The organism is Psychrobacter nivimaris (assembly GCF_043419765.1).
Taxonomy (GTDB): Bacteria; Pseudomonadota; Gammaproteobacteria; order Pseudomonadales; family Moraxellaceae; genus Psychrobacter.
The window spans coordinates 588,144-603,748 of the sequence record NZ_JBHOFX010000002.1; the positions used below are offsets into that span (position 1 = coordinate 588,144).

Below are 15,605 nucleotides of genomic sequence, written 5' to 3' on the forward strand. Positions count from 1 at the left end.
TAATAGTGTTTTTGATATTTAGCTTTTAATATTTAAAAAAGGTTTTAACATGATGGTGTCATCTTTACGGACAACTACTTCAGTAAAACAAACCATAGTGCTATGGCGCAATAAAATCACGTCAAACAATACATTACTTGCAGGCAGCGCGATCGTTGGCATGCTAAGCCTAAGTGCTTGTCAAACAGCACCTAGCACGTCGACTACAGTGCAAACAACGCCTGTTCAAACATTACCAATGTCACAACCGACTGTGCCATCAACAACAACTGCTCAAGCGCCTATCACTGAAGCAAATGATCAAAGCAACTATCCAACCGAGCCTTACGATGCAGTTGACCAGCCTGAAACGCCAAATCCATTAACACAAGAGACACCTATATTTACGCCTCCTGCACCAGAAATAATGCAGCCTGACCCTGTTATCATTGCGCCTTCTCGTAACGACTATATAATCTCTGAGCCATCGGTACCGTCGCATAATGAGTTACTTGAACATGCTCGAAGAAACTCGCAGCAACGTACACAACAATCTGCCAGCAATAATAGTAATCTGCCTGCGTTTCGCAATTTGATGCAAGTAGGTATCAGTCAGTTGAAAGCGGGCAATCTAACCAATGCCGAGAGCAGCTTTACCCGTGCGCAGCGTCTAGCACCCAAATCATCGGCGGTATATTTTTATTTGGCACAAGTAGCATTAAAAAAGAACCAACCTCGTAAGGCAGAAGCGATGGCACGTCGTGGTCTTAGCGTCTCTCAAGATAGCAATCGTAGACGAGCACTATGGCAAGTTATATTGCAATCAGGACAAGCTCAAGGTAACTCACGCGTGGTCAATGAAGCAAAACAAGCACTACGCTAATAGCTGATATCTGCACATTTCAGATTCATTAGTTAAAACATCTATATACAGCATGCATTTCATTGTATGTAGATTCATCTAGGGCATTCCCTAACACCTACATTTATTTTTATTTCCGCTTAAGGTTATCTTTATGGCATGGCAACAACTGCATTTACAATGTGAAAAATCAAACGTCGACTTGGCTGAAGCGCTTTTATTAGAGGCAGGTGCATTATCAATCGCTTTAGACGATGCTGGCGATCAACCTTTGTTTGAGCCACTTCCAGGTGAATCACCGCTGTGGGATGAGGTGATACTAACAGGATTGTTTGATGCGACTACTGATGCTGGTAGTCGTCAAGCGGTTGAGCAATTAAGTCATGAAATTGCTGCACAAGTACAGGCTACTCGTATTTGGCTAACGGCTGTTGATGATAAGGATTGGGAGCGCGAGTGGATGAGCAACTATCACCCTATCGAATGCGCTAATGACTTATGGATTGTGCCTGACTGGCTAACGCCGCCTAACCCTAAAGCCACCAATATCATTATGGATCCAGGCTTAGCATTTGGTACTGGCTATCATGCTACGACTCGCCTGTGCCTAGACTGGCTAACAGAGCAAGACCTAACAGACAAAGTGGTTATCGATTATGGTTGTGGTTCAGGCATTCTAGGGATTGCTGCTTTGCTATTGGGTGCACGTCAGGTATATGCAGTCGATATTGACCCGCAGGCAGTACTTGCTACCAATCAGAATGCGGTACGCAACAATGTAGGCGATCGTTTGCAGGCATTTTTGCCAGAAGAATTTACAGAGTATTGCGCGCAACATGACATTTTGCCTGTAGAAGTGATTGTTGCCAATATTTTAGCGAAGCCGCTTGTTGGTTTAGCACCTTACTTTGCGACACTGATTGCGCCAAAGGGCCGTATTGTATTAGCAGGTTTGATTGAGTCACAAACCGAGCAAGTCACTGAAGCTTATCAGCCATATTTTGCACTGGATCCTAAGCATGCTTTTACTGCGCAAGAAGACCAACATTGGCAGCGTTTATCAGGTACATTTACCAGCTAGCAACATTTAATTACATCTGTTACGATAGAGGGCAGTCAAATGTTATGTGTTTGACGCCACTCTGTCTTTGCCCATAATTCATCGAAATTGAAAAAGTACAATGCGTATTGTGGGCAGCTATTGGTGAGTGGCTAAGCGGTATTGATAACCATACTTTTTTGGATTCGCCTCTATGACCACACCAATAAAAACACAATGCCCCCATTGCCAAGCTTGCTATAGCGTTAAACAAACTCAATTAAATCAAGTCAATGCTACCATCAGCTGTGATCGTTGCCAGCAAATTTTTTTGGTCAATAAGCATCTTGTGGTAAATTCTGAGGTTATTCAAAAACCAACACCACAAAAAAATATTCCTGCTCAACAAAAAGCTCAAAATCAACCAATATCAAACGAGCAAAAAACGTCTACTAATAGTAATCAGCATAAACCTCAAAATGTGCCAAATCGCCCTACATCTTCAATCAGTAAGAAAAAATCATCTGATACTTTGATTCATGACGACTTAATCTATGATGATATGGATATAGACGATCCAGAAGAGAACGTTCAAGAGTATGACTCATTAGATAGCATGGATGCATGGTTAACCCAAGCCAGTAATACCAGTCCTAGCGTATCAACCACAGAAAAACCAAACGCGACTCCTTCTGAAGAAACTATCAAAAGCCCTAATCCATCAATAAAGAAACCATCTACTAGTACAATATCAGCATCCTCATCAACACAGGACATGCTCAGCTCGGCAGCGGCCAATGATATTCATGCCAATGTTGAGAGTACTGATAACAATTCATGGCTGCAAAAACTATTAGAAGAACAAAATCAACCCGAAGAAACACCACCAGATGATACAGACTTATCACAGCTTCTGTCTGATATGGGAGTACCCGTCAAAGATGAAGACCCTGTTGCCGACGATCGTTTAAGAAAAACTCAGCTACCGTTTGCACCAACCCAAACGACACGTTCAATTGCATCACTATTATGGATATTAGGTTGTTTGGTCTTAGCACTGCTACTCGCAGCACAGTATGTTATTTTTAACTTAGAAAATTTAGTCAAAAACCCAGCATATGCTCAGCGTCTCCAATCGATCTGCTCTGTCGCTGCCTGCAGCTTGCCCAGTGCAGACTTATCAGCGCTTACCATCAGCAATACCTTTCATAGAAGCAGTCAGATTAAAACTGCTGGTACATTTAGCGATATAGGCGCTACTCTGAGTAACGGAAGCCTGCAATCACAACTATACCCCAATGTTAAAATAAGCGTTTACGGTAAAGATGAGATTATTGGAGAGTTTATTGCAGATCCAAACGATTATTTACTAGGAAAGCAAAGTCAGTTAGCTGCCAATACAGATAGACAGCTATTATTCACTATCCCTGTGGCTAATGCGCAAATTCGTGACATTACTATGACCGCTCTTTATTAAATTAAGTTGTCATATATAAATAAGCGTGATTAGAAAATACACCGTCAATTCATTTTCAATTAAACCGTGATAGCCAAGATAACAATGAATCTATCAGCGCTAGGCGATATTAATTTGATATACTATGGTTCTGACCCCTTACAATCAGAATTCTTCTTCATCTCAAGGATATTATTTTATGGCACCTCATGCACAGCATAATGCCAATCATTTTGCTAAAAGCTCTGAGCACCCTGCCGACTATAATAAAGACGAATACCAACCACCTACGCACGGCTTTGATTTTGCTAGTCAAAACTATACAAATAGTGCGCAGCAACCTCTACGGGTTCATGTAGAGCGTGTGGTACGTCAGTACTTTGCGATGTTAGGAGATGAGATGCCCACTGATTTATATGAGCTAATTTTAAAGCAAGTCGAAGAGCCTCTCTTATCTGTCGTCCTAGAAAAAACAAGAGGCAACCAAACCAAATGTGCTCAGATATTAGGCCTAAATCGAGGCACCTTGCGCAAAAAAATGAAAACCTATGATTTAATGTAGCATTGTTATATGAGCTTACCCATCATCATTGACTATCATTATGTATGGCAATTAAATGTTTCTCGCTTTATCTATCATGATACGGCATACCGTTGTCATCATCACCTTGCCAGACGTTTACGTCAGGCTTTTTTTATGGAAAATTTCTTATGAGTACAACCCCACTTGCCCTACTATCGGTCTCCGATAAATCTAATATCGTCGAGTTTGCTCAAGGCCTTCTCAAAGCAGGTTTTGGTTTGTTATCTACTGGCGGTACTTATCGTCTGCTCACAGAAAACAATGTCGACGTGACTGAAGTATCAGATTACACAGGCTTTCCTGAAATGATGGATGGTCGTGTCAAAACGCTGCATCCTAAGATTCATGGTGGCATCCTAGGACGCCGCGGTACAGATGATGCAGTAATGAGTGATCATGCGATCGAACGTATCGACTTGGTCGTCGTGAACTTATATCCGTTTGCTGAAACTATCGCACGTGCTGACGTGACTATGAACGACGCTATCGAAAACATCGATATTGGCGGCCCTACCATGGTGCGTTCAGCAGCGAAAAACCACGCTCATGTAGGTATCGTAACTGATCCAGCGGATTATGACCGTGTACTTAACGCCTTAGACGGTGGTACCAAACTGACAACTGCTTTACGTTATGACTTAGCAGTAAAGGCGTTTGAGCATACGGCACAGTACGACGGTATGATTGCAAACTTCTTAGGTAGCCGTGTCAACGAAACTCAAGAACCAGAAAACTTCCCACGTACATTCAATGTCCAGCTTGAAAAAGCACAAGACCTACGCTACGGTGAAAACCCGCATCAAAACGCGGCTTTCTATACTGAAAACCAGCCTTTGAAAAGCAAACAAGCCTCAATCGCAACGGCTAAGCAGTTACAAGGCAAAGCGCTATCTTATAATAATATCGCTGATACCGATGCTGCGCTTGAGTGCGTTAAAGCTTTCAGCGCGCCTGCCTGCGTTATCGTTAAGCATGCCAACCCTTGCGGTGTCGCAGTTGATAATGACCAAGTAGCGGCTTACCGCACTGCTTTTAGCACTGATCCTGAATCGTCTTTTGGCGGTATCATCGCATTCAACCGTCCGTTAACGCTTGCTGCGGCAAAAGCCATTATCGACAATCAGTTCGTAGAAGTAATCATTGCACCTAGTATCGAAGACGGTGTACTTGAAGCGACAGCTACTAAGAAAAACGTACGCGTATTGGTATGCGGCGAGCTACCGGCACCAGATCAGCGCGATATCCAACTTGACTATAAGCGTGTCAACGGTGGCCTACTGGTACAAGAGCAAGACCTTGGTTTAATCACTGCTAACGACCTAAAAATCGTCACTGATGTACAACCAACTGAAGCACAAGTGGCAGATCTACTGTTCAGCTGGAACGTGGCAAAATACGTCAAATCTAATGCTATTGTCTACGCGAAAGGCCAACGTACTATTGGTGTTGGCGCAGGCCAAATGAGCCGCGTTAACTCAGCACGTATTGCTGCTATCAAAGCAGAGCATGCTGGACTAGCAACTGAAGGTGCTGTTATGGCATCAGATGCGTTCTTCCCTTTCCGTGATGGCATCGACAATGCTGCTGAAGTAGGTATCTCTGCTATCATTCAGCCGGGTGGCTCTATGCGTGATGACGAGACCATTGCTGCTGCTAATGAGCACGGTATCGCGATGGTATTTACTGGCATGCGCCATTTCCGTCATTAAACAATCACCTATTAATTTAAGACTGGGATTAGTCGCAGCAATTGTATTTATTACTGCGACTAATTTTCAGCTTCTATAGTATTTGTGATAATTATCGTTAAAGCATCACCCAAAAAAAAGCCACTGTATCAATTGATACGGTGGCTTTTTCAATAACTAAGAATAATAAACTAGCAAATACTTAGCGTCCTTGTGCGTTTGCCATATTGCTTTCATTAATCTCAACCGTATACACCATACGTAGATAGTCTAAATAGTCTTGCAACTGGTCTTGGCCTAAATTGTCACGGATAATACTGGCTGTTTGCGCTCTTTGCATATCAGACAGTGGTGACTGCTGCTCAGTTTTAATACGGTCTCCAACCAGTAGCGTTGCACCCATCTCAGTCTCACTAGCAATCGCGACGACGCCATTATCAGCGGCTTGCTGGCTAAAGGCCAATCCACGCTCTTTGTCCGTTAGCTGCGTCGTTTGACGGTTAATCTCACCCAGTGCTTGGAAGCTTACCGACTGCTTACTGATATCAGCCGGCGTCTTGATACCAGCAGCCAATGCTTTAGCGTCTTTTAAAGCTAATGCTGTCGCTTTCTGTTGACGGAGTATTTGAGTGATTCTTGGAGTTGCATTTGCTAGAGCAAGCGTCTTAGTAGGACGATAATTGCTTGGCTGTAACCATACAGTACCGTTGCCAACTTCTACGCCTGCCGTTACCGCTTGATCTTGAATGGTAAACTCATCAAAGGCCTGTTTAACCACTGCTGGTTGCGGCAATGCAGACTTATTGTTTACTTTACGATAATCTTTGATACGCTTTAGGCTGACGTTTTCTTGCTGTGCAATATCTTCGATACTGAAACCGTCTGCTGCCAAATCATTGATTGATGTCACTTTATCAGCATAGATTTCCTGACGTTTATACTCTTTTGCTTTCGCAGTCAGCTCATCACGCATACTGTCTAGGCTTGGAATCTTTTTGCCATTGTCTTCAGTGACCGTAAATATCTGATAACCAAAGCTAGTCTTGATAAGCGCAGTCACATCACCAACGCTCAACCCTTCTAGTGCCTCTTGCACAGTATCTGCATCACTGCCAAACACTGATGGATTGAAACGTCCGATATCACCACCTGTTTCACCTGATGGATCGTCTGACTCTGCTTTAGCAAGCGCAGCAAAAGCTTCACCTTTATTCAGACGGGCTTTGACTTTGTCGGCTCTTGTCTTAGCATCTTTACCAGTAAACAGAATCTGACTGACTTTACGCTCATCAGTAGCCGAAATGCTCTGCTTATATGCTTCATACTGCTGCTGCAACTCTTCTGCGGTTACCTCATCAACCTTGATAGTTTGCGGGCTAAGCTGGATATACGCCAAGTCAACCATCGCTGCACTTTTCAATGTATCTTTGTTGGCATCATAGTAGGACTGAATGTCTGCTTTGCTAAGCTTAACTTTATCAGCATAATCTTGCCAATTAAAGCGATGTACCCAAACGTTGCGCGACTCAAGTTGCAAATCAATCAATTGACTGACTGCTTGCATAGGGTAGACGGCCGTCCCAACGATACTGGCGTTTAATTGATCCAAGCTTAACTGATTGCGAAATTCTGCAAATAGCTGGTTTTTAGTCATGCCGCGCTGACGCAAGAAGTTTGAGAACTGATCGTTTGAAAAGTTACCCTCTGCATCTTGGAATATTTCTTCTTGACGCAGCAGACGATTGATCGTGTCGTCAGACACTGTCATACCAAGCTTACCTGCTTGCTGCTCTAACAACGTACGGTCGATTAGACCTTTTAATACTTGCTCATGAAGCACATCTTCATTTAACAAGCTGGCATCTTCGACTTGCTCTAGCACTTCAGAACGACGGCTATTGACAGCAGTTTGATACTCGGACAGTCCTACGCTTGCCTCACCTACCTGCGCAATCTGGTTGGGATCGACGTTGCCGCCAAAATAGCTTTCGACACCCAAGAGAGCGAGCGGCGATAGGCATAAAATCAATAAAATGCGACCTGGCCAGCTTTTTAAGAAATCGCGCAATTTATCCATAGTTATCTCTGCTTTATTAACCTATATTAATGAAAAACCATTGTAATACTGTTAGGAGCTGTTAAGTGCAACCTGCCAACATCAGTACTATTTAAGCTAGCAATGGTAAGAGTAAGAGCGTATGCATTTTATAGTAAAAAACAAAATTTACTAAAGAAATCTGACTTAAATGACACACCTATCGCGCGCCCTATGATACGTGATTTTTCATGCAGACTCAAAATATTCACGACGCATGATACAAACTATAGCGATAAAAAAAGCACCTAAATATTAGGTGCTCTCTTCGATGGATAGCTCATTACTTCAGCTATAGACCATCGACTATCATTTTATGCTTAAAAAATCGGCTTAGTTCAAGCGCTCTTTTAAGTTTTTACCAGCTTTAAAGCTTGGTACTTTGCTTGCTGGAATGCTTAGCTCTTCGCCAGTCTTAGGGTTGCGACCAGTGCGTGCTTTGCGATCTTTTACACTGAAAGTACCAAAGCCAACTAATGAGATGCTATCGCCAGCTTCTAGCGCTTCGCCAACACTTTCCATAACAGCGTTTAGTGCATCACCAGCTTGGGTTTTATTTAGACCACTTTTGTCTGCGATGCTATCAATTAATTCTGACTTATTCATAAAATTTCCTTCAAGTTTAAGGGGGTAATAAATGCTCACGCCAAGTATTGTAACGCTCTCATGGTGCTTACGCAATAAAAACTACCTAACTGGCGCATTAACAGGTTCTTCTTTGTTATCGTCTTTATATCAAGGCAGCATAAGGAGCGCAAGCGATTTTACATATTTTTGTGCTCTACACTACGTATTTGACACCTAATGTTACGCAAAGCGTTAGGAATTTATATATAAGTGGCTCTGCATAACTGAGACGATTGGCTTTCCTATTTTCTACGCTTTGACAGATTTGTCAATTGCCGTCTGTGCATTGCTATGCATTAAGTTTGTATATTGCTGGTCATAAATAAGAGTGTCTTTATTGACTGCTAAATTGTAATGTAATAGTTTAGCCACTACAGAAACTAGCGTTACTTTTTATTATAAAGACGTTACTATAAGCAAAATATCACTGCAAGCCTTGGGCAAATACAGACTTCTGTTTGCTCAATATCTAAAACTTGCTAAATAAAAAACGGATTACTTACATGAAGCGTTCTACGTTGTCTCACTCTTTTCTTAATATCATTTTAGTATTTATCGAGTCGGCGCTGACATTATTGTTACGTTTGGATCCTGAATTGCGTAAGGCCGCTTATCCGCTTGCCAAGCAAGGCACCGTAGTAGCACTTCGCTTGTACTTACCGCATGTAGAAGTATTTGCCACCTTTAGTACCAAAGGCGTGTTACTAGATGCTCAGCTGCCGATTGGTCGTAGTGAGCCTGACGTGGTTATCAATGCTTATAGCATTCAAGTTATCAACGCCATCACCACTCATGATAGCGAAACCACCGAAAAGCTACAGATGCGCGGTGAGTCGATTCAAGTACAACTGGTCAAACAGTTTATTATGCAACTTGGGCTTGGCAGCTTGATTCAAGGTCTGATCAAAAAGATAAAGGGTGGCAAGACTAAAACCAAACCTACCGAAGCTGATTTGGAAGAAAAAAAGAACAACTACAAACTGCGTATTAAAGAACAGCAAACACAGATTAATACCTTGACCATTAAAAATCGTGAACTTGAAACAACCGTAAGAGAGCTTCAGAGCAAGCAAAAAACGTTGATGATTGTCACTGTTGTCGCCCTCGTCATTATGATCGGTTCAGTCATCGCACTATTGATGAATTAGTTTTAGTTCGCTGAATTACCTATAAATAAGCGTTCAATGTCTTCTATAGATATTGAACGCTTATTTTTTACTTCGTTAAATATATCTGTAGCAGACAAATTAAGCTACTTATATCTCACTCATATATCCCTTCTAAACATCATTGTTTTTATCAATTACAGCAATAAGCTTGATTAACCATTGAACCACACTTTAATCTTGACTAAATTACTCGGGATTAAGTATAATTACCTTAATCGTTGCACACATCGGGTTAATCATCTGTTGTTCAATAACGATAAGACAAAACTTAGCTGACGTATTATTGGTTGCTCTTTTTATCTTATGAGTGCTGATTCGAACCTTTGGCTAAGATCGTTGTTAAACATAAATGACATCAAGTTTGGAGATAACACATGCGTTTGACTACTCGGGGCAGATACGCTGTTACCGCATTATTAGATTTGGCATTACAGACTAGCCAACAAGACAGTGCTGTATCATTATCCGATATCGCCAAACGGCAATCGATTTCAATCTCGTATCTTGAACAGTTATTTTCTAAACTCCGCAAACGCGGTCTTGTCACGAGTATTCGCGGTGCTGCAGGTGGTTATCACCTAGCTAAGCCATTGAATGAGATAGATGTGATGAGTATCATATCTGCGGTTGATGAGTCAGTAAACGCGATGCAGTGTGAAGGACGCGGTGACTGTCAAGGTGGTACAATGTGCCTAACTCACGATCTGTGGTGTGCACTGTCGAATCATATCGAACAGTACTTGAAAAATATAACATTAGCGCAATTATTAGATATGGAAAACGTGCAGTCAGTCTCAGAGCGTCAGCACACCTCTACAAAAGATATTTCCATAAAAGACATTAATACTATTACTCTATCGAACAGCGAGGCAAACCCAGCATGAGCCAACATAACAACCTTATATACTTAGATTATGCCGCCACTACTCCAGTTGCTAAATCAGTAGCTGCTAAAATGAGCGAGTATTTGACTGTAGATGGTGTCTTTGGTAACCCAGCTTCACGCTCACATGGTTACGGTTGGCAAGCGGAAGAAGCAGTAGAAACTGCTCGCGGTCAAGTTGCTGAAGTTATCAACGCTGATCCACGCGAAATCGTCTTTACTTCTGGTGCAACTGAGTCTGATAACTTAGCCATTAAAGGTGCAGCACATTTTTATCAGTCTCGTGGCAAACATATCATTACCAGTAAAATTGAGCACAAAGCTGTATTAGATACCTGCCGCGAGCTTGAGCAAGAAGGTTTTGAGATTACGTATCTTGAGCCACAGCCAAGCACAGGTCTTATCTTGCCAGAGCAAGTAAAAGAAGCACTACGTGATGATACGATTTTAGTATCACTTATGATGGTAAACAATGAGCTTGGTACTATTACTGATGTTGCAGCGATTGGTGAAATCACTCGCGAAGCTAGTGTGGTTTTCCATGTTGATGGCGCACAGTCTGTTGGTAAAGTAAAAATCAATCTTGAAGAAATGAAAATTGATTTGATGAGCTTCTCAGGTCATAAAGCATACGGCCCTAAAGGTATCGGCGCATTGTTTGTTCGTCGTAAGCCACGTATTCGCTTGAAAGCTGAGCAACATGGCGGTGGTCATGAGCGCGGTATGCGTTCAGGTACTCTACCAACGCATCAGATCGTTGGTCTAGGCGCAGCATTTGCTTTAGCTAATGAAAGCTATGAAGCTGACCATGCACATGCAGCCAAATTACGTCAAAAACTTTGGGATGGTCTACAAGACATCGAAGAGATTTACTTAAACGGTGACCTTGAGAATAGCGTACCAAACATTGTAAACATTAGCTTTAACTTCGTTGAAGGCGAGTCGTTGATGATGTCACTTAAAGACTTAGCTGTATCATCAGGTTCAGCCTGTACGTCAGCAACGCTTGAGCCATCATATGTACTACGTGCAATCGGTCGCCCAGATGAATTGGCACATAGCTCAATCCGTTTCAGCTTCGGCCGTTATACTACTGATGAAGACATCGATACTGTTATCAAACAGATGCATGAAGCCGTTGATAAACTACGTGCTCTATCACCACTTTGGGATATGTACCAAGAAGGTGTTGATTTAAACTCAGTCGAGTGGGCTGAGCATTAATTTCTAATATAGCTTTTTAGTATAGCTAGCAATATATATTTATTAAACAATTGATCAGACAATTAAATTAAGCGTTTGACCCCAATTATCGATGAGTAGTTAGACACTTAAAGTTGATAAACGACTACTCATCATCTAACTAGGAGAAAACCCCATGGCCTATAGTGACCAAGTTATTGATCATTACGAAAACCCACGCAACGTTGGTAATCTTGATAAAAATGCCAAGAACGTTGGTACCGGTATGGTCGGTGCCCCAGCATGTGGCGATGTAATGCGTCTACAAATCCAAGTCGACGATAATGGTATTATCGAAGATGCGCGCTTCAAGACTTATGGCTGCGGTTCAGCGATTGCTTCAAGCTCACTTGTTACTGAGTGGCTAAAAGGCAAAAGCTTGGATCAAGCTGGCGAGATCAAAAACAACGATATCGCTCAAGAGCTAGCATTACCACCAGTAAAAGTGCATTGCTCTGTACTTGCAGAAGACGCTATTAAAGCCGCTATTAGCGACTATAAAGGTAAGCATGGCGTAGCCGCTCCAGCAGAAGAAGCTGCGATCTAAGCTAGGCTAAACCTGCTAGCGTATGCGCTACGTTGTACTAGCAACGCTAAAGTAGCAATGTGTAATCGCTACTGACGCTAAAGAGGTGACAATGACACTTATGTAATTGTCACCTTTTGTTTTCTAATAGTTGTAAGCCTATAATTTTGGCAATCTTGTAATTCTGGTTGTCAGTTTATCTAGATTTTTTTATTGATATTTATGATTAATAGTCAATGGGAGTTGGCATGATTGAAATGACAGAACGCGCCGCTCAGCATGTTCGAGACTTTTTGGACAATCGCGGCAAAGGCGAAGGCATTCGAGTTGGTATCCGTACGGCGGGTTGCTCGGGCTTGGCTTACGTTTTAGAGTTTGTAGATACCCCTGATGAAAACGACACGCGCTATGAAAGTCGCGGCGTTAGCATTTTCATTGATCCTAAAAGCCTCGTATATTTAGACGGCTTGTTGATGGATTACGAAAAAGAAGGTTTAAACGAAGGCTTTAAATTCACTAACCCTAACCAAAAAGGTGAATGTGGTTGCGGTGAGTCGTTTACAGTTTAATTGTGCAATGGCTTAATTGTTCAATAGTTGGAAACTGATAGATTTATGCTTCAACAAACTTGCATAGAAATAGTGCAGTATCTCTGCTATCGCTATGAAAAATGGCTAATATAGTTAGGTAGCCAAGCGATTGAGATATTCTTAGCTAGGTTATGACTTCAAAAATAAATAAAAAAGCAAGGCATCAGATTATGACAGATATTACTTCAGAACCACAGTTTGATAACTTCTTTGCCCTATTTGAGCAGCCTGTACAATTTGAAATCAACCAAAGCAATCTAGAGCAACGTTTGCGCTTGCTGCAGAAACGCTTTCATCCTGATAATGTTGCCAAAAATCAGACCGATATGGTTCAAGCACAGTTGCAGTCTGAAAAAGCGTCGGCTTTAATCAATCAAGCGTATCAGACTCTAAGCGCTCCTGATAGTCGTGCTGGTTATTTACTAGACATGGCGGATCAAGCACAAAACATAGAGCATTCAATCGCAGATTTAGACTTTTTGGAAGATGCGATGCAGATGCGTATGGATCTAGATGATGCTATCGAAGACAAAGATCTTGCAGCCTTGCAGCAATTACATCCTCAAATTACAGAGCGTCTAGCAAATCAATCTGAACGCTTCAATAATGCTTATCAAAATCAAGATTGGCAAACAGCGATTGATGCGACACAGAAACTGAAATTTTTAGTTAAGCTAAATGCTGATGTGACGACGGGGCTTGATGATGTCGCAAATTCATCGCATTCAGATGACGATGACTTATACGTCTAAACATCTGTGGTTATGGCTCTCACTAACAAGCTAAATTCTATATATTTGGTTAAAATAGTGACCGTGATACCGTATAATCTTTGAATCTAAGCCCATTAAACTGTCAGAATCTATCTTCTTTATGGAATGAGATTACCGACGTTAAGCTCTCGTACTACATATGCTATATTTGCTCCATTTCACTTATTCATTTTATCTCTGAGTTATCCTTATGTCTTTAATGCAAATTGCTGAACCCAATCAAAGCGCTCAACCTCACCAACATAAATTTGGCTTGGGCATCGACCTCGGTACTACACGCTCGTTGGTTGCTGTGGTGCGTTCAGGTAAGGCACAAGTCTTAGAGGCAGGTTCAGCGACAGATACATTATTACCGTCTGTTGTCTATTATCCAGCTACTGGTACGCCATTGGTTGGCTATGACGCTCTAGCGCATTTAGCGGATGATCCAAAAAATACGATCGTCTCGGCTAAGCGTTTTATGGGTCGTAGTCAAGCTGATATCAAATTCTCTCATCCTTATGAGCTGTCTGGTAATAAAGATGATATGCCCGCCTTTGTAACGGCTCAAGGTGAGGTTTCTCCTGTTGCAGTATCGGCGCGTATACTAGCCGCTCTTGAGCAACGTGCAGCAAGCGCTTTACCTGCAGATAGTATTGAAGGTGCCGTGATTACGGTACCCGCTTATTTTGATGAAGCACAGCGCCAAGCAACCAAAGACGCCGCTCAAGCAGCGGGTATCAACGTACTGCGCTTACTCAATGAACCAACGGCGGCAGCGGTCGCTTATGGCCTGGACCAATCCTCAGAAGACAGTAAGAAAGAAAGCTATTACTTAATCTATGATTTGGGTGGTGGTACTTTTGACGTCTCTATCTTAAAACTTACCGACGGTGTCTTTGAAGTATTGGCAACTGGTGGTAATAGCGCATTGGGCGGCGATGATATTGATCGTCTTATTACCAATTGGATTATTAAACAATTAAATATCGACCCAAAAGACGTAAGCCTGCACGACAAATCAATACTAGCTCAACAAGCCAAAGCTTATAAGCAAGCATTGACTGATGCTGAGCAAGTAGATATCAGTGTTATTGTCAATGGTCAGTCTTATCAAGGTGTATTAAGCCGTACAGATGTGCTAACTATCGTAGAGCCTGTCAGTCGCCGTACGCTAAGCGTGTGTGAACAAGTCCTACGCGATGCCAAGCTGTCTACTGCAGATCTAGACGAAGTTATCTTAGTGGGCGGCTCGACTCGTATGCCTGCAGTACAGCAAGTTGTGACTGAGTTTTTTGCTAAGCAGCCACTTTGCCGTCTGAATCCAGATGAGGTGGTTGCTTTAGGTGCTGCTCAGACTGCCCACCAATTGGTTAACGGGGATAGTGATAATAATTTATTATTATTGGATGTGACGCCATTATCATTAGGTCTTGAGACCATGGGCGGTTTGGTTGAAGTACTCATCCCACGCAACACGCCTATCCCTGTGAAGAAACGTCAGGTGTTTACCACTTATCAAGATGTTCAAACAGGCATGGTGATTCATGTGGTGCAAGGTGAGCGTGAAACGGTAGAAAACTGTCGTTCACTTGGACGTTTTGAGCTGTATGGTATCCCGCCAATGAAAGCTGGGTTTGCTCGTATCGAAGTCACCTTTAGTATTGATGCTAATGGTCAGCTTACTGTCAGTGCACAGGAAACTACGACCAAAACAGAAAGCAAAATCGAGATTGTACCTTCTTATGGTCTATCAGATGAACAAAAAGAACAGTTGCTGATTGCAGGGTTTAAACACGCAGAAGAAGACAAAAACGCGCGGTCTTTAATTGAGACCAAAGTGGAAGCGGAACGTGAAGTACTTGCCCTAGAGTCGGCACTTAACGAATTTGCGGCGTTGCTTTCTACTGAAGAACAACAGTCACTAGCAGAGCATATACAAGCGCTACGTAACTCTCTTAGCACTGATGACTTAGCGCTTATTGAAACGCAACAAGCACAGCTCAAGCCACATAGTGATGCCTTTGCTGCACGTATTATGAATCAAAGCGTCAAGACCAGTATGGCAGGTACTAGTGCCAAAGACTGGTAATAAATACATCGACATATATAGC

General features: G+C 42.2%; 14 protein-coding genes. 12 read left to right on the forward strand and 2 right to left on the reverse strand.

The features are described from left to right. Positions 1–49 precede the first annotated feature (49 nt). The 5 genes from ACHEVO_RS05785 (at position 50) to purH (ending at position 5,628) form a co-directional block, all read left to right on the forward strand. On the forward strand, positions 50–862 hold the full coding sequence (locus tag ACHEVO_RS05785; protein WP_394124260.1) for a tetratricopeptide repeat protein: 813 nt from the start codon (positions 50–52) through the stop codon (positions 860–862). 133 nt (positions 863–995) lie between these two features. After that, positions 996–1,922, forward strand: coding sequence for a 50S ribosomal protein L11 methyltransferase (gene prmA, locus ACHEVO_RS05790; RefSeq protein WP_341608918.1), 927 nt, complete (start codon positions 996–998; stop codon positions 1,920–1,922). A gap of 172 nt (positions 1,923–2,094) precedes the next feature. Then, a complete protein-coding gene (locus ACHEVO_RS05795; protein ID WP_394124261.1) occupies positions 2,095–3,357 on the forward strand; it encodes a DUF3426 domain-containing protein in 1,263 nt (420 codons plus the stop codon). 178 nt (positions 3,358–3,535) lie between these two features. After that, positions 3,536–3,898, forward strand: a complete 363-nt coding sequence (gene fis, locus ACHEVO_RS05800) for a DNA-binding transcriptional regulator Fis (protein WP_394124262.1) — start codon at positions 3,536–3,538, stop codon at positions 3,896–3,898. A 149-nt stretch (positions 3,899–4,047) separates the two neighbouring features. Next, positions 4,048–5,628 carry a bifunctional phosphoribosylaminoimidazolecarboxamide formyltransferase/IMP cyclohydrolase gene (gene purH, locus ACHEVO_RS05805; protein WP_102090397.1) on the forward strand — a complete coding sequence of 527 codons (1,581 nt, stop codon included), beginning with the start codon at positions 4,048–4,050 and terminating at the stop codon, positions 5,626–5,628. Between the two features lie 181 nt (positions 5,629–5,809). Here purH and ACHEVO_RS05810 read toward each other — a convergent pair whose 3' ends face one another. Together ACHEVO_RS05810 and ACHEVO_RS05815 are read right to left on the reverse strand one after the other, a co-directional pair. Then, a complete protein-coding gene (locus tag ACHEVO_RS05810; protein WP_394124263.1) occupies positions 5,810–7,684 on the reverse strand; it encodes a SurA N-terminal domain-containing protein in 1,875 nt (624 codons plus the stop codon). Positions 7,685–8,035: 351 nt separating this feature from the next. Then, positions 8,036–8,308, reverse strand: a complete 273-nt coding sequence (locus tag ACHEVO_RS05815) for an HU family DNA-binding protein (RefSeq protein WP_045445077.1) — start codon at positions 8,306–8,308, stop codon at positions 8,036–8,038. 524 nt (positions 8,309–8,832) lie between these two features. Between ACHEVO_RS05815 and ACHEVO_RS05820 the strand changes: the two genes are divergently transcribed. From ACHEVO_RS05820 to hscA, 7 genes are all read left to right on the forward strand, one after another. After that, positions 8,833–9,477 (forward strand): hypothetical protein, encoded by a 645-nt coding sequence (locus ACHEVO_RS05820; protein ID WP_114700834.1) that lies wholly within the window; start codon positions 8,833–8,835, stop codon positions 9,475–9,477. A gap of 395 nt (positions 9,478–9,872) precedes the next feature. Continuing rightward, the gene (locus tag ACHEVO_RS05825) at positions 9,873–10,382 is read left to right on the forward strand and encodes an Rrf2 family transcriptional regulator (protein ID WP_057759222.1); all 510 of its coding nucleotides are present in this window, start codon (positions 9,873–9,875) and stop codon (positions 10,380–10,382) included. Continuing rightward, positions 10,379–11,605 carry an IscS subfamily cysteine desulfurase gene (locus ACHEVO_RS05830; protein ID WP_394124264.1) on the forward strand — a complete coding sequence of 409 codons (1,227 nt, stop codon included), beginning with the start codon at positions 10,379–10,381 and terminating at the stop codon, positions 11,603–11,605. Before ACHEVO_RS05825 ends, ACHEVO_RS05830 begins: the two co-directional genes overlap by 4 nt. A 154-nt stretch (positions 11,606–11,759) precedes the next feature. Beyond that, positions 11,760–12,170 (forward strand): Fe-S cluster assembly scaffold IscU, encoded by a 411-nt coding sequence (gene iscU / locus ACHEVO_RS05835; protein ID WP_057759218.1) that lies wholly within the window; start codon positions 11,760–11,762, stop codon positions 12,168–12,170. 227 nt (positions 12,171–12,397) lie between these two features. Then, positions 12,398–12,718 (forward strand): iron-sulfur cluster assembly protein IscA, encoded by a 321-nt coding sequence (gene iscA, locus ACHEVO_RS05840; protein ID WP_021814983.1) that lies wholly within the window; start codon positions 12,398–12,400, stop codon positions 12,716–12,718. Between the two features lie 191 nt (positions 12,719–12,909). Beyond that, on the forward strand, positions 12,910–13,491 hold the full coding sequence (gene hscB / locus ACHEVO_RS05845; RefSeq protein WP_341608913.1) for a Fe-S protein assembly co-chaperone HscB: 582 nt from the start codon (positions 12,910–12,912) through the stop codon (positions 13,489–13,491). Positions 13,492–13,702: 211 nt separating this feature from the next. Continuing rightward, on the forward strand, positions 13,703–15,583 hold the full coding sequence (hscA, locus tag ACHEVO_RS05850; protein ID WP_394124265.1) for a Fe-S protein assembly chaperone HscA: 1,881 nt from the start codon (positions 13,703–13,705) through the stop codon (positions 15,581–15,583). The last annotated feature ends 22 nt before the right edge of the window (positions 15,584–15,605 follow it).